Below are 25,562 nucleotides of genomic sequence, written 5' to 3'. Positions count from 1 at the left end.
CGCCGGCCCCGGGGCCGTGGTCCGGGTACTGGGTCCAGTTGAACCAGGTGGTCTCGCCGTTGGCGTTGGTCTTCCGCCGCTGGGGCTTGCTCTGGGAGTAGGCGTCCCATGCGGTGGTGCGGGTGTCAGTCACTGCCTGTCCGTTTCGGCTGGAGTATGGGAGGAATGACAACGCGGCAGCCGTGCCGACGGATACGGTGCTCCTAGAGCTTGTCGTCAAAGTGATCTTGGATTGTGGATCATGGAGGGGTGATACGCCGCCATGAACTGTCCGATGCCGAGTGGGAACTCATACGGCCACTGCTGCCCCGACCTGTGCTGGGGCGGCCTCGGCTGGACGACCGGACGGTCCTCAATGGGATCGTGTGGAAGTTCCGGACCGGGGTTGCCTGGCGGGACGTGCCTGAGCGATACGGTTCCTGGACCAGCCTCCATACCCGTTTCCGCAGATGGGCGGCGGACGGCACGTTCGACCGGATGCTCCAGGCCGCGCTGGCGAAGGCCGATGCGGCAGGAGACATCGAGTGGCTGGTGTCGGTCGATTCCACCATCGTCCGCGCCCACCAGCACGCGGCCGGAGCCCGAAAAGGGGGCTCCGGAGCCCGGCCCTGGGCCGGTCCAGAGGCGGATTGACGAGCAAGATCCACCTCGCCTGCGACGGGGACGGCCGCCCTCTGGCCTTTGTCCTGACCGGCGGGAACACCAACGACTGCACCCAGTTCACGGCCGTGATGGACGCGATACGAGTCCCTCGGATCGGGCCGGGCCGACCTCGCATCAGGCCCGACCACGTCATTGGCGACAAGGGCTACAGCTCGAAGGCCATCCGCACATGGCTCAGGCGCCGCGGCATCGCCCACACCATTCCCGAGCGGGCCGACCAGACCCGAAACCGGGCCCGGCGAGGCCGTACCGGCGGCCGTCCGCCGGCCTTTGACCGTGAGACCTACAAGCACCGCAACGTCGTGGAACGGTGCTTCAACCGCCTCAAGTAGTGGCGCGGCATCGCCACCAGGTACGACAAGACCGCGCAGTCCTACCAAGCAGCCGTCACCCTCGCATCGCTCCTGATGTGGGCCTGACACTTTGACGACAACTCCTAGGTTGCCCTGTGCCGATGAACAGCGCCTGGGGCCGCTCCTGGAGCAGGTAAAGCAAAACAGCATGATCACGTGGCAACGCCCCAGGTCATGAAGTGTCGGCCCCGCACGCGCGGGGGTAGCCCGGCGGCGGCGGCGCTCGATGGGTGAGGCTCAGCGTCGGCCCCGCACGCGCGGGGGTAGCCCCCCGTCCCGCGTGACCGCGCGCGAATATGAGAAGTCGGCCCCGCACGCGCGGGGGTAGCCCGATCGCGGCCCCTGCGGAAGAACTTGCAGAACTGTCGGCCCCGCACGCGCGGGGGTAGCCCCCTGACAGGCCGAGGCGGTTCGGTTTTAATCAGGGTGCCGGGCGGGTTGGGTGCGGAGGACGGCGAGCCTTCGCTGATAGATCTGGCCCGAGTAGTAAGAGGTCTCGGCCGGGCTGTCCGCACTGGTCTCGATCACGTGCTGGGCGGCGGCCTTCAGAGCCGCCGCCCAGGCGAGGGTGTGGTGCCGGCCGTCACGTCCGCACTCCTGGGGCTCCCCGGCGAGGCAGAGAGGAAGAGTAGGGCCGACCTTGTTCGCCGCGTGCCTCACGTACATGGCGATCCGGTGCCACTGTTCTTCCGCACGCTCCACTGCCGGTCTGTGGCCCTCGATCCATGCGGTGAAGTCGTCGCCGTGATCGTCCATGGTGCCTGCCTCCGGCTCGATCGGTTGGGTGGGCGATGAGCGATCGTAGACAGCGCTCGGGGGTCGGGCGGGGCCTTTGGGGGCACGGTCCCCCTCACGGGAGGCAGGGCCCGCACGCGGGGAGGCAGACCGGGCCGGCCGCGCAGGCCTGGGTGGTGGCCTGCGCGATCCGAGTCCTCGCCGTTGTCATCTCGGTGCTGTTCCAGATGGCTGTCAGGGACGCCTCACGGACGTTGCCGACAGGGATGAAGCGGCCCATGGTGCACGGCCACACGTCGCCGTTGGGGCCGATCGCCAGTCGTCCCTGGGCGCAGTGCCCGCACAGGTCTGCGGGCGTTGGCTTCGCTCCCAGGCTCGCCCGGCCGAAGGGCCGCTGCCGGTCCCCGCCCACGTTGCTGACGCCGAGGGCCAGAAGGTCCTGGTGTGCGGCCGGGCCGCGCTGGTCCGGGCTGATGTGGACCGTGGCACCTCTGACCGTCAGCCCCAGCGCTTGAGCCTTCTGGATGTTGGCGCGGGTGCGGGTGTGGGACCCCGGGCGGGCGGTGATCGTGTCGTGCTCGGCGGCCGTGTCCGAGTAGTACGAGGTCGCGAGGTCGACCCGCTGCTTCACGAAGGTCTCCCAGAGGGAATCACTCACACGGATGAGGTTGCTGAAGACCTCGATCCTGATCCCGGTGATGCTCCGGGTCCTGACGTGGTCGATCAGCTCCGCCAGGTGCGGGTAGAGGCAGGGCTCGCCGCCGATGAACTGGAGGCTCTCGACGCCCATGTCGGCGAGCTGGTCGATGGCGGACTTCCAGTCGTCGGTCGTCATCGTGCCGTGGGTGCCCTTGGGGCTGGAGTCGGCGTAGCAATGGGTGCATGCCAAGTTGCAGAACCCCGTGACCTCCAGCCAGGCGAATGTGAGCTGAAGCGGGGGAATGGGCGGTAAGACGGCAGTGCTCATCAGACATCATGTCCTTCTCGTCTGGTCAACCTGCTCCAGGCCAGCGCGGCCGGAGCAGGCCGTTCCGCCGGGCGGGGCGGGGTCTGGTGGCACGGGTGGGTGCAACGGATCGTGTGGACCGGTGTCTCGGCTGCGGACTGCCACGGCAGGCGGATCTCCTGCGGGCCGGGGCACAGTCCGCACTCGCCGAGGTGGCACTCCGGGGTGAGTCGGGGTGCCGGCGGGCGGCCGGTCATCGGGCGGGGCGGCAGAACTCCCGCACGGGTGGTCCGGTGCTGATGACGAGGGCGGTCGCGGCAGCATCTGCGCTCGGACGGTTGTACGAGCAGGCGGAGGTGGTCGTCATCGGGCTCCCCAGTCGTATGGGCTGATGCCGACGACACTAGGGAGGCTGAGTGTGCGCACATATGGCGGTTGCGCAGGATTGCGCGCTGGGGCTCTACCGGTGCGCCGGATTGCTCACATCGCGTCGAAGAAGGCTCGTGCCCGGTCGATGGCGCGCTGTGCCTGCCGACCGGCTACAGCCGACTCGGCTGCCCAATTCCACGCGCGCTCGTACAGCTGGATCGAATCCTCGTCGTCCAGCCACATCTCGGTGGAGATGGTCTCCACGATGACGAGCCGCTGGTCGTAGATCCAGAAGCCATGGGTCGGGGTACGCCGGAGCTGGGCGTCGAATGGGATGACTCCCAGCTCTACGGTGTCCAGGCCGATGAGCGAGACCAGCCGATCCAGCTGGCCCGCGTGGACCCCGCGTGGGCATGTGCGCACGTAGAGCGCACCTTCCCAGATCAGGAATCTGAACTTCTTTCCTGGCTGGTACAAGGCTTCTTGGCGGCGGATCCTAGTCCGGACAGCACCCTCGATGTCCGTGGTGGTCTGCCGAAACTCGGCTGACGCCTCGAACCCGTAGCGCGCGTACTCCGCCGTCTGAAGCATTCCGGGGATTCGGGAGACCTCCAGGCCCCGGATCGTCTGCGTCGCGGCAGTCTCCGCGATCGCCAGCTCCTGTCGTGCACGGTATCCGCCCGCGAGCTGACGACGCCACGACCGGTACTTCGTCTCCAGCCCCGACAGCCGGCCCTGCAACTCGCCCGCGAGTTCTGGGTGTCCAGCCGCAGTCGCCCACGCGGTGAGGTCAGCGGGCGAAGGAGTCTGCTTGCCGTTCTCCAGGCGGGAGATCTTCGATCGCTGCCAGCCGAGCTCTTCGGCGAACGCTTTGCCCGTGAGCCCTGTCTCGGCGCGCAGTTCGCGGAGCCGGGCACCGAGGGCGATCCGAGCGGTCTGGAAGTCGGTGGTCACATGGTGGAACGTACCTGGCGCGCGACGTCGGCGGTACGGATGGCGTAGTGCCAGGCGGTGTCCCGGGCCTGGCAGGCGGCGAGGACCTCGGTCGGGTCTTCGGTGACGTACACGCCCAGGGTGGTGTCATCCTCGTCGAACGCGAACCGGGCGAGGACACGGGAGTCGAAGAGCCAGAAGTCGAAGTCCGGCAGGCGCAGCTCCTGAGCCCGGGCGCGGGGCAAGTACCGGATGTCCTCCCCGGCCGCGATGTTGCCGAGGCCGGAGTCGAGAAGGAACCGCTGCCCTTCTGTCAGTGGCTCGTCCACCAACCGCACCCGCTCGAATCGCTTTCCCTTCGCGACCTGATCAGCAACGTTCTGCCTCCAGGCATTGGCTGGATCTGCGGCGATGTCCTCGCCGGCCTGCCAGCGGGGCCATACCGGGCTGTTCCGGTCGGAGGCGTAGCCGCGCCGCGTCTCCAGACGCCAGGCGGTGTGCTTGAACTCCCTGAACAGGTGGGCGATCGACGGGAACGGTTGCAGCTCCGGCGCGGGAAGGCTCGGCGTGTAGCGGACGAGGAGGTCTCGCGGCACGCGGACGAACGTCTCGGAGTCCTTCACGTCCCGCAGCTGGACGAGGTGGCCCGGGTCTGTCTCCCGGTCACCCTGGACAAGGATCTGATCCGTGCCCTCGATCTCGTAGAGGGTGGGGCAGTCGCCATCGCCGCTGGTCGTGCCGATGAACCTGAGCGTCATGTGGGCGTCCTCCGTTGAAGTGTGGTTCAGGAACAGGATGCTCAGAACAGCTCCCGCATGCCGAAAAGTTGCAGCAGATTGCTCAACGGGTCGACTGGCGAGTGGTTGCGCGCAACAGCGATGGGACGATCCAGAGACGACTGCCGAGGAGGAACGGCAGCGCGGCAGCCGTGATGGCGGGTACGGTGCTGCAAGGTTGCCCCTGTGGTGGTGGACAGCGCCTGGGGCCGCCTCCGGAGCAGGTAAAGCAAAACAGCATGATCACGCGACAACGCCCCAGGTCGGGAAGTGTCGGTCCCGCGCGTGCGGGGGTAGCCCCCAGGGCCGGGCCGTGAACGTGCTGATGTGGCAGTCGGCCCCGCGCGTGCGGGGGTAGCCCGCCCTACGGGCACGACGATGGCGTCACCAGGCAGTCGGCCCCGCGCGTGCGGGGGTAGCCCGGCTATTTCCACCGAAGGGAAAATGCGCCGCCCGTCGGCCCCGCACGCGCGGGGAACCTGGCCGCCCCCTCCCCCACTACCGCCTCACCCCAAAGCCAAACCAGCACCCCGCCCACACCGAACATCCGGGCAGCGAATCGCCGTTACAGCCCCGGTCTCGCCGTCCCTGAGTACATGAGTGTGTGAGGTCGCGTGCGCGTGCGTACGGACCTGGACACCCCAGCGGGTGAGGCGCGCCGCGACCCATGGCGCGTGTACGTCGTACGTCCGGGCGATGGCTTTAAGCGAATCGCCACGGGTGTAGCGGTTGATAACGGTGGCGCGGTCGGAGATGAGGCGGTTTCGGGCGGCGGCTTTCTCCGCTGGGGTACGGGGTGGCACTGGGGGCTCCTGTTCTGGGGTGGGTGGCCCCGGCCGGGGCGGGGGAATGGACGGCCGGGGCCGGAGGGGGCGGGGTCAGAGGCGGAGGGTGTTGGCGTTGGCCTCGGCGACGGCGGGGGAGGGCTGGTCGGAGGTGGTAGCGGGGCGGACCTTGGTCTTGGGGACGTCCCATTCGCGGCCGCCGCCGAGGGGGCGGAGGAAGTAGAGGGTGCCGTATTCGGCCATGAGGACGCCGAGGGCTTTGGACTGGGTGTCGTAGGCGATGTCGCCGACCGCGAGAACGTTGTTTGGTACAGGGAATTCGGAAGCATCGGCCGTCGCCATTCCCCACTCCTCTCCGTAGTGCTTCCACTACTCTGGGCGGCCCAGCGTGACGGGGAGTTGGGGACTCTTCAACAGGCCAGAGGTGAAGGAAGGATTGGTCCCGATCGTGAATATCAAGGAACTCGACCCCGAAGAAGGGCCGGTGGCGGCCTACGGAGCACGCCTACGGGCGGCGAGGGAGGCTCGGGGCTGGACGCAGGAGCAGTTGGGCGACCGGATGAAATATTCCGGGCAGCATATTTCGGCGCTCGAAACTGCCCGAAAGCCGCCAACTCTGCGAAGCTCGGTGAGCGCCGACATGGCCTTCGGAATCGCAGGGAAGGTCGAATCCTTCAAACGGGCGTACTACGAGATCAGGCGTGGTTCGCTGATGGAGGGCTTTCCGGAGTACCTGATGCGGGAGTCTCAGGCGGCGGAGATCCGGCTGTTTGACTCAGGGCTGGTCCCAGGGCTGCTCCAGACACACGCGTACGCATGGGAGCTTGCCAACGGTGCGGTGCAGCGAGACGAGATCACGCCGGAACAGGCCGCTGAACGGGTCGAGTTCCTGATAGAGCGACAGGCCGCTCTCATCCAGACGCCACCGCCACTGATCTTCGCGGTGCTGGATGAAAGCTGCATCCGTCGCCCCATCGGCGATCAGAGCGTCATGGACGAACAGCTCGCACGACTGATCGAGTTCTCACAGATGTCGAACACCTCGCTTCAGATCGCCCCGTACTCCATGGGGGCGCTCAGGCCGTTCGACCGGTTGGTAAATCTTCTGACGATGCACGACAGATCTCTGATGGCCTACACCGAATCGCAGAGTCAGGGGTATCTGGACCGCGAACTCACCTCTGTGGTACCGCTGATGAAGAGATATCATCAGCTCCAGACCCATGCGGCTTCCCAAGCTGAATCCGTCGCCATGATCGAACAGCTACGAAAGGGCACCCCGTGACGACCACGACCGACTCCCACCTCCACTGGGTCAAGTCGAGCTACAGCAACAATGGTGGTTCCTGCGTCGAGTGGGCCCCGTCGCACGTGTCCGTCACCGGTACCGTCCCCGTCCGGGACAGCAAGAACCCCACCGGCCCCTCCCTCATGGTCAGCCCCTCCGCCTGGACCGGACTGATTGCCCTCGCCCGGTCCGCCGACCTCTAGGCAGGACCCTCACCAGCGTTCGGGGAGCCCCTTCCGGACTCCTCGGGCGCTGAGCCGTGCTCAGCGGTGCTCAGGCTCCACGGCCAGCCACAGTTCCGCGTCCGCCTCGGTCTTCTCCGGAGACAGGCGGGTACGCAGGATTTCGGGGCCGGTGCGAGTGCGGTACGGGTTGGACGGGAACCACTCGGTGAAAACGTCCCGCCACAGTTCCTGGATGGCCTGCGGTATCGGCCCGGAGGCGGTGAAGACCGCCCACGTGCCGGCCGGGACCGACAACATGGTCGTACCCTCCAGAGCGGCGGCGGAGGTGATCACGCCGTGGTGGTAGTCGAGGAGAGTGCCCTCGGCGCGGCCGGGGTCCATGCCGTCGCAGACCGAGACGATGCCATGGGGCTCCTGGTCCGAGAGCTTCTCCAGGCGCTCCAGGGTCCGCGGGTTGATCCTGCGGACGAAGTCCATGATCGCTCGGTTCGGCCCCGTATGCACCAGCGGTATCCGGGTCTTGAGCCCGACGACGGTGAAGGCCGCCTTGTCCACGACGCGGTACCGCATGCTGCTGCTCCCCTCGACGGTGAGGCGGAAGGCCATCCGGGGCTGGGAGGTGAGTGCCGCGCCGGTACGCCGGGCCTCGCCCGGTCCGATGCCGTGCATGGCGCGGAAGGCCCGCGCGAACGCCTCGCCGGAGCCGTAGCCGTGGCGCACCGCGATCTCCAGCAGCGTCCCGCGTCCCGCGAGTACTTCGGCGCCCGCGAGGGTGAGCCGACGGCGGCGGACGTACTCCGACAGCGGCATTCCGGCGAGCGCGGAGAACATCCGGCGCAGGTGGTACTCCGAGGTGGCGGCGATGCGTGCCGCCTCGGCCATGTCGAGGTCCTGGCCGAGGCGGCCCTCGATGTGCTCCATGGCCTGGTTCAGCCGCTCCAGCATGCCCGGTGGCCTCCTTCCGTCTACCCGATGCCGCGGTGGGGGCCGTCTCCGTCCGGACCGGGGGTGTCCTGGCCCAGACCTCGGCGGATCGCGATCTCCACGGGGGAGTACGCGCCGTCGGCCCGCTCCAGTTCGTACGGTGCCGCAGGCATCAGCGGCCGCTGCGCCATGAAACGCGGGCGCACACCATGATGCGGCTGCGCCGCGTGCACCAGGAACGGATGGCACAGGAAGACATCGCCCGGGGCCCCGGTGGCAAGGGCGAGTGGCCGGTGGTCGGACGCCGCCACCAGATCGGGGGCGAGGGCCGGCCCGCTCGCCCCGTCCTCCCCGTACTTCTCCAGCACCTTCGGCACGTCGAGGTGGGAGCCGACCCGGATCCGGGTCGGGGCGTCCTCCTCGCCGACCTCGCTGAACAGGAACAGCATCAGCAGCGCCCGGCCCCGGGAGCGCAGATTCGTGAAGTACCAGCTCTCGCCCTCCGGGAGATAGCTCCCCTCGATGTGCCAGCCCGCGTCGTCCGGCTCCTCCGCGTGCGGGAAGCGCAGCGGGAACGTGCCCAGCGAGTAGCGCGGCTCCCAGCGTCCCGCGCCGACGAGCAGGTCGTACGCACGCTGTAGCGAGGGGGAGTTGGGCGCGGCGGCGAACGGCCCCTGCGCCATGCCGCCCACCCAGTGGACGGGCCGCGTCCACGTCGACGGGTCGTCCGGGGCACAGCCCGTCTCCCGCCACAGCAGCCGCGCGCAGTCCGCCGCCACGCGCGGCGCGACAGCGCCCTCCAGCTTCACGAAGCCGTCGCGAAGGAAACGGGATACCAAGGCCGTGTCATCCATGCCCCCATCGTGCGGCGGCACCGGCCCCGGGCACCCGACATTCCCCGCACCGCCTTTGTCGGGCGAGCGCAGTCGGAGACCGGTCAGGACCCCGCGCGCGGCGGCTCACCCTGTTCCAGATAGACGGTCGAGCCCTCCGCCCGCGCCCGGATACCGGCGGTGATCCGGCGTACGAGCCGGGGGACGGTCAGCTCCGGCAGCCGTTCGGCGGGGTGGAAACCGTACCCGCGAAGCTCGTCGGCCTGGAGCCTGACCCGCCGAAGCTGCTCCGCGCCGAGACGGCCGCCGTCGAAGAGGTAGAGGACCTTGTCACCCTCTCCCGGGTTCGGCGCCCAGTCCACGACGAGCAGTCGGCCGATGCGGGGCGCGATGCCCAGTTCCTCCTGGACCTCTCGCGTACAGGCCCGCAGGGGGGACTCGCCGCGCTCGACGTATCCACCCGGGATGTCGCGGTAGTCCTTGTAGGACGGCTCGACGAGCAGGACGCGGTCGGCCTCGTCGAAGAAGAGAGCACCGGCTGCCATGCGGGGGTGGGCCATCTTCGCTTCGTGCTCGTTCACAGGGCGGACTCTAATGCCGCGAATCCAGTCGATGGCCGGTTCCCGAAGGGGAACCCCCGGATCCCGCCGGGCGTTCTTCCGGTGGACCGCCGGGGGCGACACCCAGTCGCTCTTGGGCCATCACACCGCGAGGACCGTGCGCATGTTCCAGTTCACCAAGCCCGTCGAGACCGCCCGGCTGACTCTTCGACCGTTCGCCCTGGGGGACGAGGCGGACATGCTGGAGTTCGAGTCGCGGCCGGATGTGGCGCGCTATCTGTACAACGAGCCGCGTACGCCTGAGAACAATGCCAAGGAGCTGGCGGCGCGGACGGCGCAGACGGTGCTGCTGGCGGAGAAGGACGCGCTGACGCTGGCGGTCGATCTGGACGGCAAGGTCATCGGGTATGTGCTGCTGGTGTGGCTGAGTGAGGAGCACCGGCAGGGGGAGTTCGGGTTTGTCTTCAACCCGGAGTTCCAGGGCCGGGGTTATGCCACGGAGGCGGCGGCGGAGATGCTGCGGATCGGGTTCGGGAAGCTGGGGCTGCACCGGATCATCGGGCGGTGCGATGTGCGGAACACCGGGTCGGCGCGGGTGATGGAGCGGCTGGGGATGCGTCAGGAGGCGCATTTCAGGGAGGCGGAGATCTTCAAGGGGGAGTGGGGCGGGGAGCTGCACTTCGCGATGCTGGCGTCGGAGTGGCGTGCCTCGCCGCTCAGCGGGGGAGCCGAGGAGGCGACGGCCTGAGACGATCCCGCTAACCCCGGCCGCCCTCATGGGGCCGGGGCTAGCGGGGGAGCCGAGGAGGCGACGGCCTGAGACGATCCCGCTAGCCCCGGCCGCCCTCATGGGGCCGGGGCTCGCGTGTGTCCGGGTGAATTCAATGAACTCGCCATTGGGCGAGTGGCATTGGCCTCCGTGATGCGGAATCCGCTACGATCACGGCATGATTACGGAGCGGCCACCCTTCGGTGCGCTGCGGGCCCGGGAATACCGGGGTCCGCTGCGTGTCCTGTGGCTCGCCCTGTTGGTGATCAGCCTGATGTACGCGCATGGGCTGTATGGGGAGAATCCCGCCCACCACCTCTCCAGCACTGCTTTCTCCGCTGCGAATTCCGGCCATTCATCGGCCGAATCCCATGGGGGCCCGGGGGCCGGGAGCGAGTCGTCGCCGGGCCACGCCCACCATGAGAGCGATCTGGCACAGCCTGACGAGCAGTGCATGCCGGGACAGCCCCAACTCACGGTCACCCAGCAGGTTTCCGGCTCGGACGGCCTGGGGCAGAGCACGCTCCGCGACCGGACGGCCGAGCGGGTGCGGCCCGCCGAGGGCGGCAGTGGCGGCTCGTCCCCCGCCTGCCCCAGGACTCCCAGCATTCTGCGCATTTAGGCCGCGAAGGCTTTTCGACGGCTGGCCGAAAGCTGTTTCCGCGCTTTCGACGGCACTTTCCGTGACCTCAATCAGCCTTTCAACCGGTGAATGCCGCACAGGGATTCGCGCTGCCCGAAAGTAAAGCGCCATTCCCTTATTTCGTGCTGCCCGTAAACAACCGGTTCGGGGCATCATCACGAAACGAGAGCCCAGCGATGTCATCTTCCGCGCCCACGATCCGTACGAGTCTGTCCGGGCTGGTCGGCAATACCCCGCTGCTGCGGGTCGCCGAGCCCTTCACCCCGGGCGACCGGGGGTTCTGGGCCAAGCTGGAGGGCTTCAACCCCGGCGGGATCAAGGACCGGCCCGCCCTGCACATGGTCGAGCGGGCCCGCGCCCGGGGCGAGCTGCTGCCCGGGGCCAGGATCATCGAGTCGACCAGCGGGACCCTGGGTCTCGGTCTGGCGCTGGCCGGGATGGTCTACGGGCACCCCGTCACCCTGGTCACGGACCCGGGCCTGGAGGGGTCCATGACCCGGCTGCTCACCGCGTACGGAGCGCAGGTGAACGTGGTCTCCGAGCCGCATCCCACCGGTGGCTGGCAGGAGGCCAGGCGGGAGCGGGTGGCCCACCTCATGGCGCGGCATCCGGACTCGTGGTGCCCCGACCAGTACAACAACCCGGACAACACGACCGCGTACACGCCGCTCGCGCTCGAAATCGCCGCCGAGCTGGGGCATGTGGACGTCCTGGTGTGCAGTGTGGGCACCGGCGGCCACTCCGCCGGGGTGTCCAGGGTGCTGCGCGGGCTCTATCCGCAGCTGCGGATGGTCGGCGTCGACACCATCGGCTCCACGATCTTCGGACAGCCGGCCCGGCCCCGGCTGATGCGCGGTCTCGGCTCCAGCATCTATCCGCGCAATGTCGCGTACGACAGCTTCGACGAGGTCCACTGGGTCGCCCCCGCCGAGGCCGTGTGGGCCTGCCGCGAGCTCGCCGCCTCGCACTACGCCACCGGCGGCTGGAGCGTCGGATCGGTCGCCCTGGTCGCGGGCTGGCTCGCCCGCACCCTGGGCCCGGACGCCCGGATCGCGGCGGTCTTCCCCGACGGGCCGCAGCGCTATCTCGGGACGGTGTACGACGACGACTACTGCGCCGCCCACGGACTGCTGGACGGCCCGCCCGCCTCCGAGCCCGAAGTCGTCGGCCGGCCCGACGAGAAGGAGGTGACCCGCTGGACCCGGTGCACCGATGTCGCCGACCCGCTCACTCTCGCCCGTACCGGCGGATCCGGTGAGGACCTGTGACGGCGGGCGCGCTCGCGCAGTTCCGCTCCCACCGGTCCAGCGTCCAGCTGCTGATGGTGAATCAGTTCACCATCAATCTGGGCTTCTACATGCTGATGCCGTATCTGGCCGCCCATCTCTCCGGCAACCTCGGACTCGCGGGCTGGACCATCGGGCTCATCCTCGGCATGCGCAACTTCAGCCAGCAGGGCATGTTCCTGGTCGGCGGCACCCTCGCCGACCGGCTCGGCTACAAACCGCTGATCGTCGCGGGCTGTCTGCTGCGGACCGTCGGTTTCGCCGCGCTCGGGCTGGTGGACTCGCTGCCCGCGCTGCTGGCGGCGTCGGCGGCGACCGGGCTGGCCGGGGCGCTCTTCAACCCGGCGGTGCGCGCCTATCTGGCGGCGGACGCGGGCGAGCGGCGGGTGGAGGCGTTCGCGCTGTTCAACGTCTTCTACCAGGCAGGGATCCTGCTGGGGCCGCTGGTGGGGATGGTGCTGACCGGGGTCGACTTCCGGCTCACCTGTCTGGTGTCGGCGGCCGTCTTCGCCGTACTGAGCGCCGTCCAGATCCGCGCGCTGCCCGCGCGCGGGTCCGGGAAGACGGCACAGGACAGCGGCGGGAGCGGGGAGAGCGTTCTCGCGCAGTGGCGGAGCGTGGTCCGCAACCGGCCGTTCCTGCTGTTCGCCGCCGCCATGATCGGCTCGTACGTGCTGACCTTCCAGGTCTATCTGGCGCTGCCGCTGGAGGTACGGCGGGCGGGCGGCGAAGGAGACTTCGGTACGGCGGCGGTGGCGCTGCTCTTCGCCGTCTCCGGGCTCTCCACCATCCTCTTCCAGACCCGGGTCACGGCCTGGTGCCGGGCGGGACTCGCCCCCGGCCAGGCGGTGACCCGGGGCGTGCTGATCATGGGGCTGGCCTTCCTGCCGCTGCTCGCCGCGACGGCACTGCCGGTGCCGGACGGCGACGGGTACGGCGGTGTCGCGGGGCGCTGGCTGCTCGCGGCCGGGCCGCCGGTGCTCGCCGCGCTGCTCCTCGCGCTGGGGACGATGATCGCGTACCCCTTCGAGATGGACACCATCGTCCGGCTCTCGGGCGACCGGCTGGTGGCCACGCACTACGGGCTCTACAACACCGTCTGCGGAGTCGGCATCACCCTGGGGAATCTCCTCACCGGCGCGGCCCTGGACACCGCCCGCGCGGCGGGGCTCGCCGCACTGCCCTGGCTGGCCCTGCTCGCGCTCGGCCTGCTCTCGGCGGCGGCGCTCCGGGCGCTGCACCGCACGGGCCGCCTCGAAGCCGCACCGGAACCGGGCTGATTCCCGTCCGGGCTCACACCCGGATGTCGGACGGAGGACGTACGGAGAGGAGGAGGTCCTCGTAGGCGTGGTGGCGGCGGGTGGTGGTGCGGTGGTGCAGCAGGCCGGCCGCGCGGGCGGGCTCGCCCGTGTCGACAAGGGCGCGGGCGAGGGTGTCCTGGATGATCTCGCGCTCGACCCGCACCCCGCCGATCCGTTCCGCCTGGTCGCCCAGGCCGGTCAGCAGCTCCGCCGCCGCGCGGGGGCGGCCCGCCGTGATCTCCGCCAGCGCCCGCACCACGGGAGCCAGGACATCGCGGTAGTCGGGGCGTTCGTCGGCGGCGGCCCGGCGGGCGAGGACGTGGAGGTCGTCGGTGGCGGCCTCCACGGCCAGGGCGAGGGCGAGATTGAAGGTGTGGAAGATCTCCGCCGTCCCGCCGGGTGCGGCGAGGAGTTCCCGGATGTGGTCCGGGTCGCTTCGCCCGGCCGGTGTCTGCCCGGCCAGGAGCAGACGCCAGTTGGTCGCGGCCCGCATGCCGACGTCCGAACGCGCCAGTGCCGTGTCCGCGCGCCGGCGCGCGGCGGGGAAGTCGCCGCAGGCGATGGAGTGCAGCGCGGCATGCCAGTTCAGATGCCGTGACTGCACCGCCCGCGGGTCAGCCGCGAGCCACTCGTCCAGGAAACGGATGGAGGCCGGTCCGGCCCCCAGCTCGTGTTCGGCGTGCGCGAGGGCGTGCGCGGCCACGCCCGAGCGGGGATACAGGGCGAGGGCCCGCCCGGCCAGCGTGTGCGCCTCCCGGGCCCGGCCCTGTTCCGCCCGGGTCACGGCCAGCCAGCTCGTCCACGGCCAGCTGTCCGGTCCTGCCAGCGCCGCCTGGCGCTCCGTCAGCGCCTCGCCGTGCGCGCGGTAGGCGGCGTCCCCGCACTCGGAGAACGCGCCCAGCATCAGCCCGGCCTGCTCGTCGGCGGGCCAGCGGTCGAAGTGGCCCACCAGATGGTCGGCCGTCAGCCGGTACTGCCGGTGGGTGTGGAGGAACACCCCGTACACGAGGCTCGCCTCGCGCTCACCGGCGGCCAGCGCGTCCCGGTGGGCGATCACCAGTTGCTCCTTCAGCACGGTGTCGTCCCACCGGTCACCGGTCGCCAGTGCCAGCAGCGCCCGCGCCACACCGCAGCCCGGGTCCGAGCCGACCCACTGGCGCAGCAGCGGCAGCGCCCGCCCGCTCAGGGCGAGCAGCCCGGTCACGGCCCGCTCCCCCACCGGCGTGCCCGCCGCCGTCAGGCCGGTCACACGCTGGAACGGAACAGGGCGGTGCAGATGATGCCGCTGTTGCCGCACTGGTTGCGCGGCAGGCTGAGCGGCAGACCGGCCTGGTTGGCGCTGCCCACCCCGCTCCCGGCCACCGTGGCGCCCTCGGCGCGGACGTCGCCCTGGTTGACGCAGGTGTTGCCGAACACCGCGTTCCCGATGCCGAGCACGGCCGCGTGAGCCGCGCCGGCCGGGAGCAGTGCCGCCCCGGCCACCGCGCCCAGCACCGCGGCCCGCACACCCGCGCCACTACCCGTACTCCGTGTCTCCACGCCCATCACGCTTCTCCCTCACCCGGGACCGGAGGAGCCCGGACCGCACTCCCGTCAACGAGAGAGCACCCGCTTCCGACACGAACGCCGGTCAGCGGAGGGTACGGAGGAAGATGTCCGTCTTGCCGTTGGTGTCGCCGGGCACGATGTCGTCGGCCGCGGACTGGAAGACGACATGGCGTCCACCGGTGCTGACGGCGTCGACCTCGGCCGAGGCGGGCCGGTCGGTGACGGTCTCGTCGGTGCCCGTGACCAGGTCGCGCAGGGTGAGCGGGGCCGGGCCGGTGGTGCCGGAGGGGGTGTGGAGCAGATAGCGGCCGGTGGGGTCGATGGCCACGCCCTTGACGTTCGGCACCGTCAGGGCGGTGCCGGAGGCGGTGTCGTGGACATAGGTGTCGGAGCCCGAGAGGTAGACGGCCTTGTCGCCCTCGTCGCTGAGCTGGACCAGCTCCGCCGCCCTGCCCGGACCCTCGATCGGGCCGGTGACGGCGTTGCCGGACCAGTCCCACAGGAAGACGTCCTTCTCCCCGCCGTCCTGGTAGGCGAGACGGGTGCCGTCCTTGCTGATGGACGGCCGGATCGGGGCCAGATTGTGGACGACGTCGACGGTTTGCAGGGCATGGGTGTCCGGTCTGCGGACCTCGACGCGCTGGTTGGTCTCCGGCCGCCTGAAGCTGACGCTGAACGCCTGCTGGCCCTGGCCACCGCCCATGGCCGCCTCGCAGCTCTGGACCGCGCAGGTGTAGGCCGTCCACCACCCCATGCTCCCCAGGTCGTACTGGTAGAGGGAGGTGTGGTTGAACCTGGGCCCCAGGTGGGCGACGATCTCCCCGTCGCTGCTGAGCATCGGCGGCCCCTGCGGGTACGCGTTGCCGAACTTCCTGTGCTGCCCCGTCGCCGACTCGCGGACGAACACCTCCTCGGTCCTCCCCGAGTCGCCGGGGCCGAGGTTGTTCGCGTACGACGAGAAGGCGATGCGATGGCCGGCGGGCGCGATCGACGCGCCGGAGGAATCGTCGTTGGCCTGAGTGCCGTCGGCCGCGACACTGACCCTCTCGACACCGGTCTGCCGGACGCTCCCCGCGTCCGCGGGCTCGGCCGAGGCGGCTCCGGGCAGGACCGCTGTGATCGCGCCGCAGATCATGGCCGCGCTCAGGGCGGCCCGTACACGTCTGGTGGTGCTGGTGCTGGTGCTGGTACTCCGGTTCGCGTTCGCGTTCGCCGTCATTTTTCTCCCAGGAAGAGACAGCACACGGTTTCTCCTCCGGTTCCCCACCGGAGGAACACATGCATGCAACCACGGGCGCACGGCGGGGTCGAGACGCGGTTTCGGTCAGACGGGGTTCAGGCGGGAGTTCGGGCGAGGCTCAGGCCGAGTCCCGCTCCGCCGCCTTCCAGCCCTGGCGGCGCAGCACCTCGGCGATGTCCGGGGCGCGGTAGTGGTCGCCCTTGAGGACCTTGCCGTCCGCGCGGAGTACGGGGGTGCCGTCCGGGCCGAGCTTCGACATATTGGCGCGGTGCACCTCGGCGAGGACCGCGTCGAGGTCGATGCCGTGGACCAGGGCCGTGCCGTAGGCGACGTAGACGACGTCGGCGAGTTCGTGGGCGAGGCTGTCCAGCGGTCCGGCGACGGAGACCTCCTCGACCTCGGCGACCTCCTCCGCGAGCAGCTCGTGGCGGTGGGCGGCCAGCTCCGGCGGGATCTCGGACGGGGTGGTCCGGGCGTCGAGCCCGAAGGCGTGGTGAAACTCCCGGACGAGGACGGCGGGCGACTGCGCGGGCTGCTGCTGCTTCATCCGGCCGACTCTACGTGCGGGGTCGCCTCCGCGTACGGGGTCGCCCCCGCGCACGGGGTCCCCTTCCGTCGCCACGCCCTGGGCCCGGCGGCAGAAGGTGACCCCGACGGCGACCAGGGCCACGGCCAGCAGCACCGCGCTGAGCGTGTGGCCGAGACCGGTGTCGGAGAGTATGGGCTGTACGCCGCTGTCCGGGCCGCCGTACGAGGAGCCGCCCGGGCCGTCGGCCCGCGGTGAGGCCGGGGCCGCGGCAGCCGCCGGGGCCGTACCGCCGGCGATGACCGCCGCGAGGCAGGCCGCGCACAGCAGCAGCGCACTGTGCCAGCCGCCGCCCATACCGACGCCGCCGACGCCGCCTCCGCCGCTGTCGCCTCGTACGAGAACTGTCCGGCCGATGTGTCCCACTCGCGAGGAATCCACGAGGACTGTCGCCGCCACCGCCCCACCCTTCACCGCGTCCGCCCCACTCTCGGCGCTCTCGCCATGTCCCAAGACGGCGAACACCATCGCCCTGGTTGTTCAGCTATCACAGGAAATTTCGCGAACCGTTCCTCTGCTCGTCGCACAGGCGGCTGAGCAGGGGCGACGCAGGGGCCTCACTCGTACGGTCGGTGTTTTCACTCTCCCGCGCCGTGCGGCGCGCGCTCCGGGGCCGGGGCGCGAACGCTGATGAGCGACAGCCCTCCGTCAGAAAAGAGAGCGCCATGGCTGTGTCGTCGTCCCCCGGTCCGCTGAACCGCCGCCGGATATCCCTCATATCGCTTATACCCAGGACGACCGCCTTGTCCCGGACCGGTGCCCTCCCGCTGGCTCTCGCCATGACGGCGCTCTGTGCCGCGCCCGCCGTGGCCGCCGCGCCCACCGCCCCCGCCCCGGGCGACGGCGAGCGGGTCCGGCCGACGGTGGTCCTGGTGCACGGCGCGTTCGCCGACGCCTCCGGCTGGAACGACGTGGTGGAGCGGCTCCAGCACCACGGGATCAAGGCGGTGGCCCCGCCGAACCCGCTGCGCGGCGTCAGCAACGACTCGACCTACGTGGCCTCGGTCCTGAAGTCGATCGAGGGCCCGATCGTGCTCGCCGGGCACTCCTACGGCGGCGCGGTCATCAGCCAGGCCGCCGCCGGGAACCCCAACGTCAAGGCGCTGGTGTACGTCTCGGCCTTCATGCCGGACGTGGGCGAGTCCCCCGAGGGGCTGTCGTCCAAGTTCCCGGGCAGCGAACTGGGGCCCGCGCTGAACCCCGTCCCGTACACGGACGCGCACGGCAGCGGCACCGACCTGTACATCAAGAACGACAAGTTCCACTCGGTCTTCGCCGCCGATCTGTCCACCGCGCAGACGAAGGTGATGGCGGTCGAACAGCGGCCGGTCGCGGCGGCGGGATTCGCGGAGAAGGCGACGGCGGCGGCCTGGAAGACCATCCCGTCCTGGTACATCGTCGCGAAGAACGACAAGGCCATCGCTCCGGACCTGGAGCGCTTCGAGGCCCGGCGGGCCAAGTCGCACACCATCGAGGTCAACTCCTCGCACGTGGCGATGATGTCCCACCCCGACGCCGTCACCAAGGTGATCCGCGAGGCCGTGTCCGCCGCCGCCGGCGGCGGGTCCGAACGGCCCGTACTCGCCGCGACGGGCTCCAAGACCAAGACCCTCGCGGGCCTCGGCGGCCTGGCGGGCGCGGCCCTGCTCGCGGGCACGGCGCTGGTGGTGAGCGCCCGCAGGCGCGGCGGCAACGCCCGCGACTGAGCGGGGGCGGCACGTACACGGACGCGTACGGAGACAGGTACGGCGAAGGCGGTGGGCCCGGCACCCAAACATGCCGGGCCCACCGCCGCTCAGTGGCCGCCGATGAAGTCGAGCACCGCGCCGTTCAGCGCGGGGGCGTTCTCCTCGTGCATGAGATGGGACGCGTGCAGGATCTCGATCCGCTCGCTGTCGGGGAGGAGTTCCTCCAGCCGGTCGACGAGCCGGTGGAACAGGGGCGCGCTGTGGCTGCCGGTCACCAGCAGGGTGGGCACGTGCAGCGCGCTGACCTCGGCGGGGTCGAGCGGGGGCGTTCCCGCGTCGAAGAGCCCGGCCTTGAGCGCGGAGAGGTTCTCGCGCATCTGCGGCAGCCGCTCGGGGACGATCCCCGCGTACGCGTGCTCGTCCAGCACCCCCCGCAGAAAGATCCGCATCGCCCGCTCGTCCTCACCCGCGCGGAAGGCCCGCCCGGCCGGGAGCACGGTCCCGAGCTGGAAGCCGAGAAGCGCGCGCAGCGCGCCGGGCCTGCGCAGCAGCAGCCTCAGCTCCGCCGCCCGGTGCGGGCCGCCCAGATAGAGCGGCACCACCGGCGGCTCCTCCAGCACCAGGCTGCGCACCGCCTCCGGCCGCCGGATCGCCGCGAGGAGGCTGATGAACGCGCCCCAGGAGTTGCCGACGAGATGCGCGGGAGCGGCCCCGGTCCGCTCCAGGAACGCGAGCAGATCGTCCACGTGCGGGCCCATCGGGTTGGCGACCCCGGGCGGGATGTCGGGGTTCGGGCGCGCGTACCGCCTGCTGTAGGCGATGGCGCGGTACGAGGCTCCCACGGCCGGAAGCTGCGCCTCCCAGGTGCGGAGATCGCTCAGATCGCCGTGGACGAAGACGACGGGGGTGCCCTCGCCGGTCTCCTCGTAGGCGAGGGAGACGCCGTTGACGTCGGCGGTCCTCATGACGTGGGGCCTCCCGTCCGGCCCCGGGCACGCGCACCGGCTCCCATGAGAGCCACCTCCGTTCCGCTCCGCCCCTCAGGGGCTCTCCCCGCTCGGCCCGGCCGCGTAACGGTCCCCCACCCGGGCCTCACCCGGGCCGGTGGCCCATCCGGCGTACACCGGCGTGCGCCCGGGTGCGGGCGCTCCTTGACTGGAGCCCGGGACCGGAGTCCCCACGACGCAAGGAGGCGGACGGCTTGATCGCGCGCTGGCAGCGGGGAATGGCGGGAGCGGGACTCGCGGTGGCGGTGGCCGTCGCGGGGGCGGGGTGCTCCGAGGTGAAGAGCACCGCTTCGGGTATCGCGACCGCGGCGGTGGCGTCGGCGACCGCCGCCGTCGACCGGAAACTCGACGACATCAAGGACGGGGCCGACGCCAAGGACGAGATCACCCTCGGCGCCCCGGGCAAGGACGGCGACGGCCGGACCACCGTCAAGGTGACGGCGGCGAACACCGCCGACAGCGCCAAGTCCTTCGCCGTACAGGTCGACTTCCGCGACAGCGGCGGGAATCTGCTGGACACGACGCTCGTCACCGTCTCCGACGTGCCCGCCAAGGGATCCAAGGACGGCACCGCGCGCAGCAACCGGAAGCTCTCCGGCGACGAGGTGAAGACCGAGGTGGGCAGGGCGCTGCGGTACTGAGGGGCCCGGGTGGCCGGCGCGCTCGTCAGGAGCGGGCGGGCCGGGTCGCCCAGAGGCCCGCCGCCGAGCCGAGCAGCAGGACGCCGGCCCCGGCCCGGACCCCGATGGTCATCGCCGTCGAGTCGAAGTCGGCGACGTTGCTCGTGTAGAGCGCGGCGACGAGGGCGAGTGCGAACAGCAGCCACAGGGCGGACCTCATGGGCGGATCTCCTGGCGGTCGGGGGAAGCGGTCGGGTGTCGCTCTCCATGATGGCGAGGGGGCGGTGGCCGGCGCGGCGGGGCGGACTCCCCGGTTCGGGGTGTAGCCGGCTCCACCAGGAAGAAACGCGCCGGTCACCTAATATGACCGATGTGCGTGAGACGGTCCGCCAGGCGTGGAAGGCATCGCTCCACCTGCTGACGGGTGCCGGGGTGAGTCTGCTCTGCTATCTGATGGTCGGCGTCGTCCTCTTCACCGCCGTGCTGACCGCCACCGTCATCGGCGCGGGCGTGCTCCCCGAGGCCGTCCTCACCCTGCGGAGACTGGCGGGCCTGGAGCGCCGCCGTACCGCCGCCTGGACGGGCGAGCCGGTGCCCGAGGCGTACGAACCGCTGACCGGGACGCTCACCGAGCGGGTCCGCGCGGCGACGGGCGACCCCGGCACCCACCGGGATCTGGTCTGGGGCGCGGCACAGCTGGTCTACGGGATGGTGCTGCTGTACGCGGCGATGATCCTGTGGGCGCCCGCGCTGTTCGTCGACGGATTCTGGTACGGGATGGCGGGCCGCAAACCCGTCGCGCTGCCGCTGATCACCCGGCTCGCCGACCTCCAGGCGCGCCTCTCGCGCACCCTGCTGCTGCCCTCGCCCAGGGCGCGGCTGGCCGAGCGGATCGAGCAGCTCACCCTGACCCGCGCCGACGCGGTCGCCGCGCAGGGGGCCGAGCTGCGCCGGATAGAACGGGATCTGCACGACGGGGCGCAGGCGCATCTGGTGGCGCTCTCGATGCGGCTGGGGCTGGCCAGACGGGCGTACGACAGGGATCCGGCGACCGCGCTGCGGCTGCTGGAGCAGGCCCAGGACCAGGCCGAGTCCGCTCTCACCGAACTCCGTCACGTGGTGCGGGGGATCCATCCGCCGATCCTCACCGACCGGGGTCTCGCGGGCGCGGTGCGGGCGCTCGCGGCCGGCAGCGGGCTCGATGTCGCCGTCGACACCGGCGGGGCCGAGGACGGGCCGCGCGCGCCCGCCGCCGTGGAGGCCGCCGCGTACTTCGTCGTCGCCGAGACCCTGACGAACGCGGCCAAGCACAGCGGCTCCGACCGGGCCGAGGTGCGGCTGCGCCGGGGCCCGGGGCGGCTGTGGATCTCCGTACGGGACGAGGGCCGGGGCGGCGCGTCGGAGGGCGGCGCGGCGACGGGAACCGGCACGGCGGGCGGTGGCTCGGCGACGGGCGGCGGGTCCGGGATGCTCGGGATGCGCCGCCGGGTGGCCGCGCTCGACGGAACAGTGGAAGTGACCAGCCCCCCGGGGGGCCCGACCGTGATCGAAGTGGAGCTGCCGTGCGCGTGGTGATGGCCGAGGACAACGCCCTGTTGCGGGAGGGGCTGATCCTGCTGATGACCTCGGCGGGCCACGAGGTGGCGGGGGTCGCCGCCACCGGCCCCGAGGTGCTGCCCCTCCTCCTGGAGCACCGCCCCGACATCGCGATCCTCGACGTCCGGATGCCTCCCGGCTTCCGGGACGAGGGCCTGCGCGCCGCGCTCGACGCCCGCAAGGAGCTGCCGGAGCTGCCGGTGCTGGTGCTCTCGCAGTACGTGGAGGAGACCTACGCCGCCGAGCTGCTGGCCGGCGGCGCGCGCGGGGTCGGCTATCTGCTGAAGGACCGCATCGGGCGGGTCGACGAGTTCCTCGACGCGCTGGAGCGGGTGGCCGCCGGGGGCACCGCGCTCGACCCGGAGGTGGTCACCGAGCTGATGGCCCGCCGCCGAGACGATCCGCTGGACGCGCTGACACCGCGCGAGCGGGAGGTGCTGGAGCTGATGGCGCAGGGGCTCGACAACGCGACCATCGCGACCTCGCTGGTGATCACCGAGCGGTCCGTGCACAAGCACATCGGCAATGTCTTCGCGAAGCTCGGCCTCCCGCCGAGCGACAGCGGCCACCGCCGGGTCCTCGCGGTCCTGGCGTACCTCAACGCCTGATCAACGCCTGATCAGCGCTTGAGGACACGGCGGGCCGGGGGCAGGGATCCGGCGTACGCCACCGCCACCGTCGCCAGCGCGATCGCGCCCGCGTGCGCCGCCGGGAGATGGGGCAAGGTCCCCGCCGCCGTGGCGGCGAAGGCGAGCAGCGGCACGGCGGCGACCGCCGCGCCCACCGCCAGACCGGTGACGATCACGACGACGGCCTCCGCCCGGAGCATCCGGCGCAGCTGGGCGCGGCCCGCGCCCACCCGGCGCAGCAGGGCCAGTTCGGGGCGGCGGCCCGTGGTGATCAGCGCCAGGGTGGTCAGCACGGCGACGGCGGTCAGCGCGCCGATCGACGCCACCGCCGCGAGCGAGAGGGCCGCGCCCGCCCGCTGGTCCTCCGAGATCGGCCGCTCGGGCGCGGGAGCGGTGTCCAGACGGGCCCCGGGGATCCGGCCGACGGCCGCCCGCAGCCGCGCCGGGTCGGTGCCGGGAGCGGTCGCGAGCAGCACCCGGGCCGGGAGCGGCGAGGTCATGTGCCGGGACAGCTCGGCGGCGGAGAACAGGAAGTCGCCCAGGCCCAGCGAGTCCCGGTAGACGGCGGCGACCGTCAGCCGGCGTTCCACGCCGTCCCCCATCCGTACCGTGACCGGTGAACCCGGGCGTACCTCCAGCGACTCGGCGCGGCGCTCGCCGACGGCCACCGTGCCCGCGCGGCTCAGCCCGGCCGGTTCACCGGCGGTCCACCCCGGGTCCAGGGTGCGGCTCAGCCCGGCGGGGGTGACGCCGAGCACCGGCAGCCGCTCCAGCCGGGGCGTGCCCGCCTCCGCACCGGCGAGCACGACCGTGCTCCGCAGTACCTCGGTCGCCGTGTCCACGCCCGGGAGCGCCCGCAGCCGCGCCGCGTCCGCGCCGGTCACCGCGTACTGCGCGCGCAGCGCCCGCTCGGCCTCCAGGTCGCCCGCGCGCTGCATGGTCGCGCCCGCCGAGAGCTGCACCGAGGCGAACGCGGTCATCAGCACCAGCGGGGTGATCGCCGCGCCGAGCCGGGCCGCATCGGCGGTGCACGCGGCGGCGGCCAGCTTTCCGGCCGGGCCGCCGAGGCGGCGCAGCGGAGCGCCGAGGAGCCGCAGCGCGCCGCGCGCGATCCACGGTCCGAGCAGGGCGCAGCCCGCGACCATCGTCACCACGGCCGTGCTCACCAGCGCGGCTGCCGTGCCGCCGCCCTGGAGCGTCGCGGTCGCCGAGGTGCTCACCCCGGCGAGGAGCAGCACCAGGCCGGTGATCCGCCGGGCGTCGCCGGGGCGCTTGTCCCGGGAGGGTGCGCCGGGGCGGGCGAGGAGGACGGCGAGCCGGGCCGCGCCGACCGCGAGTGCGGCGGTGAGCAGCACGGCGGGGTACAGCCACCAGGGGGTGGGGAGTTCGAGTCCGGCGGGGAGCACGCCCCGGCCGCGCAGCCACTCCTGGAGCGCGAGGTGCGCGGGGATCGCGGCCAGTGCGCCGATGAGCGCGGCGGCGGCGGCGACCGCGCCCGCCTCGCGGCCGGCGGCGGCCCGGATCTGGGCGGTGCTCGCGCCGACCGAGCGGAGCAGGGCCAGTTCGGCGGAGCGCTGGCGCAGCGCCTGGGCGACCAGGGAGCCGAGCACCAGCACGACGACGAGCAGGACGGTGCCGCTGACGGCGGCGACCATCGCGATCAGTCCGTCCCGGGCGGGGGCCGCGTCCAGCTGCTCGGGCGCGCCCCGGCCGTCCCCGGTGAGGACGCGGGGTTTGTTGCCCGCCGCCGTGTCCCGGGTCTCCGCGCGGTCCAGCGCGCCGCGTATCCGCGCGTGCAGCTCTTCGACGGGTACGCCGGGTTCGGCGAGTACGCCGACCGCGTCCACGGTCGTGGGGTTCCCGGCGAGCAGCCGGGCGCGCGCGGGGGTGAAGTAGAGCGCGGCGGGCCCGTCGGCGACGCCGACGACCTGGTGCGTACGCGCCTGTCCCGCCGCGCGCACGACGATCCGCTCGCCCGTGCGGATGCCGAGCCCGGCTCCGGCGACGGTCTCCGTCGGCTGCCGGGGCGGGCGGCCCTCCCGGAGCGCGTACGGCGCGAGGTTCGCCGCGGCCCAGGGGCGGCCCTCGGCGGTGCGCGCGCCTCCGGGGCCGGGTCCGGTCTCCAGGGTGAGCGGGAAGAGGCGGTCGGCGATCGCGGCCCGGACGCCGTCGACCTCGTGGACCACTCTCACCACGTGCTCCGGGAGGCGGACGCGTTCGGTGAGGGCGGCACTGGTGTGCTGGCGCTCGCCGCCCCAGGGCTCGGCGCTGTGGCGGGTGGTCTGGTCGCCGGTGACGACCAGGTCGGCGGCGGCGTAGCGGTCCGCCCGGCCGTGTCCGAGGGCGGCGGAGCCGATGGTGAGGGCGCTCGCGCCGAGCAGCGTGGAGGCGAGGAGCACGGCGGCGAAGACGGCGGCCCAGGCCGCGCGGTGGGCGCGCAGCCCCCGGCGGGCCAGCAGTTTCACGGCGTTCACCGGGCCACCGCCGTGGGGGCGTCGGCGGAGCCCAGGACGCGCAGCGTCCGCCGGATCAGCTCCGCGTCGGGGCGGGCGAGCACTCCCGCGACCCCGCCCCGGTCGAGGAAGAGGACCTCGTCGGCCCATGCCGCCGCCGCCGGGTCGTGGGTGACCAGCACGACCGCGCGCCCGGAGTCGTCGGCGGCGCGGCGCAGCAGCGCGAGGACCGTCCCGGCGGTCTCCGGGTCGAGCGCGGCGGTCGGCTCGTCGGCGAAGACGACGTCGGGGCGGGTGATGAGGGCGCGGGCCACCGCGACGCGCTGGCGCTGTCCGCCGGAGAGTTCGGCGGGGCTGTCGTCGGCCCGGCCGGCCATGCCGACCGCCGCGAGCGCCGCCTCGGCCCGGCCGTCCTCGGGGAGGCCGGCCAGCAGCAGCGGCAGGGCGGCGTTCTCCCGTACGGTCAGCGAGGGCACCAGGTTGAGCGACTGGAAGACGAAGCCGATCCGGTCGCGGCGCAGCCGGGTCAGCTCGCGCTCGCCGAGACCGGCGAGCGCGGTGCCCCCGATCCGTACGGTCCCGGCGGTGGGCCGGTCGAGCCCGGCGGCGCACTTCAGCAGCGTCGACTTGCCCGATCCGGAGCGTCCCATCACGGCGAGGAAGCGTCCGCGCGGCACGGTGAGGCTCACCCCGTCGAGCGCGGTGCGCGCGGCCGGGCCCCTGCCGTACACCCGGCTCACGCCGTCGAGGGTCAGCGCCGGGAGCGCCGGGGCGGATCCCGTGACCGGTCCCGGATTGGCTCCGGTGCGCCGCTTCAACCTGAACATCCCGCTCGCTCCCCCTCGG

At 71.8% G+C, this 25,562-nt stretch carries 26 protein-coding genes and 1 pseudogene; 11 read left to right on the top strand and 16 right to left on the bottom strand.

What is annotated here, in order from left to right:
* The first annotated feature begins 252 nt into the window (after window positions 1-252).
* Window positions 253-1,082 (top strand): annotated as a pseudogene (locus ABD371_RS13790) (IS5 family transposase).
* Between the two features lie 351 nt (window positions 1,083-1,433).
* Here the strand turns inward: ABD371_RS13790 and ABD371_RS13785 are convergent.
* The 5 genes from ABD371_RS13785 to ABD371_RS13765 form a co-directional block, all read right to left on the bottom strand.
* Entirely contained in the window at window positions 1,434-1,772 is a 339-nt protein-coding gene (locus ABD371_RS13785) for a hypothetical protein (RefSeq protein ID WP_190121017.1), read from the bottom strand.
* A 94-nt stretch (window positions 1,773-1,866) separates the two neighbouring features.
* Complete coding sequence (locus ABD371_RS13780; protein WP_344476448.1) at window positions 1,867-2,718, bottom strand: radical SAM/SPASM domain-containing protein; 852 nt, start codon at window positions 2,716-2,718, stop codon at window positions 1,867-1,869.
* Between the two features lie 459 nt (window positions 2,719-3,177).
* Window positions 3,178-4,020: a helix-turn-helix domain-containing protein gene (locus tag ABD371_RS13775; protein WP_344476446.1), complete on the bottom strand. Its 843-nt coding sequence runs from the start codon at window positions 4,018-4,020 to the stop codon at window positions 3,178-3,180.
* Complete coding sequence (locus ABD371_RS13770; protein ID WP_344476444.1) at window positions 4,017-4,757, bottom strand: DUF6879 family protein; 741 nt, start codon at window positions 4,755-4,757, stop codon at window positions 4,017-4,019. Before ABD371_RS13770 ends, ABD371_RS13775 begins: the two co-directional genes overlap by 4 nt.
* Window positions 4,758-5,653: 896 nt before the next feature.
* The gene (locus ABD371_RS13765; RefSeq protein ID WP_344476441.1) at window positions 5,654-5,902 is read right to left on the bottom strand and encodes a hypothetical protein; all 249 of its coding nucleotides are present in this window, start codon (window positions 5,900-5,902) and stop codon (window positions 5,654-5,656) included.
* A 103-nt stretch (window positions 5,903-6,005) separates the two neighbouring features.
* On the opposite strand from ABD371_RS13765, the gene ABD371_RS13760 reads away from it, so the two are divergent.
* Entirely contained in the window at window positions 6,006-6,845 is an 840-nt protein-coding gene (locus ABD371_RS13760) for a helix-turn-helix domain-containing protein (RefSeq protein ID WP_344476569.1), read from the top strand.
* On the top strand, window positions 6,842-7,051 hold the full coding sequence (locus tag ABD371_RS13755) for a DUF397 domain-containing protein (RefSeq protein WP_344476439.1): 210 nt from the start codon (window positions 6,842-6,844) through the stop codon (window positions 7,049-7,051). The genes ABD371_RS13760 and ABD371_RS13755 overlap by 4 nt, the downstream gene beginning before the upstream one ends.
* A 60-nt stretch (window positions 7,052-7,111) precedes the next feature.
* On the opposite strand, the gene ABD371_RS13750 is transcribed toward ABD371_RS13755, so the two are convergent.
* From ABD371_RS13750 to ABD371_RS13740, 3 genes are all read right to left on the bottom strand, one after another.
* Window positions 7,112-7,978: an AraC family transcriptional regulator gene (locus ABD371_RS13750; RefSeq protein WP_344476437.1), complete on the bottom strand. Its 867-nt coding sequence runs from the start codon at window positions 7,976-7,978 to the stop codon at window positions 7,112-7,114.
* A gap of 20 nt (window positions 7,979-7,998) precedes the next feature.
* Window positions 7,999-8,811: a phytanoyl-CoA dioxygenase family protein gene (locus ABD371_RS13745; RefSeq protein ID WP_344476434.1), complete on the bottom strand. Its 813-nt coding sequence runs from the start codon at window positions 8,809-8,811 to the stop codon at window positions 7,999-8,001.
* 83 nt (window positions 8,812-8,894) lie between these two features.
* Window positions 8,895-9,350 (bottom strand): NUDIX domain-containing protein, encoded by a 456-nt coding sequence (locus tag ABD371_RS13740; RefSeq protein ID WP_344476567.1) that lies wholly within the window; start codon window positions 9,348-9,350, stop codon window positions 8,895-8,897.
* A gap of 163 nt (window positions 9,351-9,513) precedes the next feature.
* Here ABD371_RS13740 and ABD371_RS13735 point away from each other — a divergent pair, with 163 nt between their 5' ends.
* The 4 genes from ABD371_RS13735 (at window position 9,514) to ABD371_RS13720 (ending at window position 13,328) form a co-directional block, all read left to right on the top strand.
* Entirely contained in the window at window positions 9,514-10,098 is a 585-nt protein-coding gene (locus ABD371_RS13735; RefSeq protein WP_344476431.1) for a GNAT family N-acetyltransferase, read from the top strand.
* A 199-nt stretch (window positions 10,099-10,297) separates the two neighbouring features.
* The gene (locus tag ABD371_RS13730) at window positions 10,298-10,741 is read left to right on the top strand and encodes a hypothetical protein (protein ID WP_344476429.1); all 444 of its coding nucleotides are present in this window, start codon (window positions 10,298-10,300) and stop codon (window positions 10,739-10,741) included.
* Between the two features lie 197 nt (window positions 10,742-10,938).
* Entirely contained in the window at window positions 10,939-12,030 is a 1,092-nt protein-coding gene (locus ABD371_RS13725) for a PLP-dependent cysteine synthase family protein (protein WP_344476427.1), read from the top strand.
* A 53-nt stretch (window positions 12,031-12,083) separates the two neighbouring features.
* Window positions 12,084-13,328 (top strand): MFS transporter, encoded by a 1,245-nt coding sequence (locus ABD371_RS13720; protein ID WP_344476565.1) that lies wholly within the window; start codon window positions 12,084-12,086, stop codon window positions 13,326-13,328.
* 13 nt (window positions 13,329-13,341) lie between these two features.
* On the opposite strand, the gene ABD371_RS13715 is transcribed toward ABD371_RS13720, so the two are convergent.
* The 4 genes from ABD371_RS13715 to ABD371_RS35945 all read right to left on the bottom strand — a co-directional run bounded on the left by ABD371_RS13715 (window position 13,342) and on the right by ABD371_RS35945 (window position 17,122).
* A complete protein-coding gene (locus tag ABD371_RS13715) occupies window positions 13,342-14,598 on the bottom strand; it encodes a tetratricopeptide repeat protein (RefSeq protein ID WP_344476425.1) in 1,257 nt (418 codons plus the stop codon).
* Window positions 14,595-14,894: a chaplin family protein gene (locus ABD371_RS13710; RefSeq protein WP_344476423.1), complete on the bottom strand. Its 300-nt coding sequence runs from the start codon at window positions 14,892-14,894 to the stop codon at window positions 14,595-14,597. Before ABD371_RS13710 ends, ABD371_RS13715 begins: the two co-directional genes overlap by 4 nt.
* Window positions 14,895-14,979: 85 nt before the next feature.
* Entirely contained in the window at window positions 14,980-16,116 is a 1,137-nt protein-coding gene (locus tag ABD371_RS13705) for a TolB-like translocation protein (protein ID WP_344476420.1), read from the bottom strand.
* Between the two features lie 139 nt (window positions 16,117-16,255).
* Complete coding sequence (locus tag ABD371_RS35945) at window positions 16,256-17,122, bottom strand: pyrophosphohydrolase domain-containing protein (protein ID WP_465270026.1); 867 nt, start codon at window positions 17,120-17,122, stop codon at window positions 16,256-16,258.
* Window positions 17,123-17,388: 266 nt separating this feature from the next.
* On the opposite strand from ABD371_RS35945, the gene ABD371_RS13695 reads away from it, so the two are divergent.
* Window positions 17,389-18,429 (top strand): alpha/beta fold hydrolase, encoded by a 1,041-nt coding sequence (locus ABD371_RS13695; RefSeq protein WP_344476418.1) that lies wholly within the window; start codon window positions 17,389-17,391, stop codon window positions 18,427-18,429.
* Window positions 18,430-18,518: 89 nt separating this feature from the next.
* Here ABD371_RS13695 and ABD371_RS13690 read toward each other — a convergent pair whose 3' ends face one another.
* The gene (locus tag ABD371_RS13690; RefSeq protein ID WP_344476416.1) at window positions 18,519-19,376 is read right to left on the bottom strand and encodes an alpha/beta fold hydrolase; all 858 of its coding nucleotides are present in this window, start codon (window positions 19,374-19,376) and stop codon (window positions 18,519-18,521) included.
* Between the two features lie 236 nt (window positions 19,377-19,612).
* On the opposite strand from ABD371_RS13690, the gene ABD371_RS13685 reads away from it, so the two are divergent.
* Entirely contained in the window at window positions 19,613-20,059 is a 447-nt protein-coding gene (locus tag ABD371_RS13685) for a hypothetical protein (protein WP_344476414.1), read from the top strand.
* 25 nt (window positions 20,060-20,084) lie between these two features.
* On the opposite strand, the gene ABD371_RS13680 is transcribed toward ABD371_RS13685, so the two are convergent.
* Window positions 20,085-20,258: a hypothetical protein gene (locus ABD371_RS13680; RefSeq protein ID WP_344476412.1), complete on the bottom strand. Its 174-nt coding sequence runs from the start codon at window positions 20,256-20,258 to the stop codon at window positions 20,085-20,087.
* A gap of 152 nt (window positions 20,259-20,410) precedes the next feature.
* Here ABD371_RS13680 and ABD371_RS13675 point away from each other — a divergent pair, with 152 nt between their 5' ends.
* Window positions 20,411-21,613: a sensor histidine kinase gene (locus ABD371_RS13675; protein ID WP_344476410.1), complete on the top strand. Its 1,203-nt coding sequence runs from the start codon at window positions 20,411-20,413 to the stop codon at window positions 21,611-21,613.
* Window positions 21,601-22,242: a LuxR C-terminal-related transcriptional regulator gene (locus ABD371_RS13670; protein ID WP_344476408.1), complete on the top strand. Its 642-nt coding sequence runs from the start codon at window positions 21,601-21,603 to the stop codon at window positions 22,240-22,242. Before ABD371_RS13675 ends, ABD371_RS13670 begins: the two co-directional genes overlap by 13 nt.
* An 11-nt stretch (window positions 22,243-22,253) precedes the next feature.
* On the opposite strand, the gene ABD371_RS13665 is transcribed toward ABD371_RS13670, so the two are convergent.
* Both ABD371_RS13665 and ABD371_RS13660 read right to left on the bottom strand, forming a co-directional pair.
* Window positions 22,254-24,737, bottom strand: a complete 2,484-nt coding sequence (locus ABD371_RS13665; RefSeq protein WP_344476406.1) for an FtsX-like permease family protein — start codon at window positions 24,735-24,737, stop codon at window positions 22,254-22,256.
* Entirely contained in the window at window positions 24,734-25,543 is an 810-nt protein-coding gene (locus ABD371_RS13660; RefSeq protein WP_344476404.1) for an ABC transporter ATP-binding protein, read from the bottom strand. Before ABD371_RS13660 ends, ABD371_RS13665 begins: the two co-directional genes overlap by 4 nt.
* Window positions 25,544-25,562 lie beyond the last annotated feature (19 nt).

The organism is Streptomyces amakusaensis (assembly GCF_039532665.1).
GTDB lineage: Bacteria > Actinomycetota > Actinomycetes > Streptomycetales > Streptomycetaceae > Streptomyces > Streptomyces amakusaensis.
This window is presented reverse-complemented; position numbering and strand designations above follow the sequence as displayed.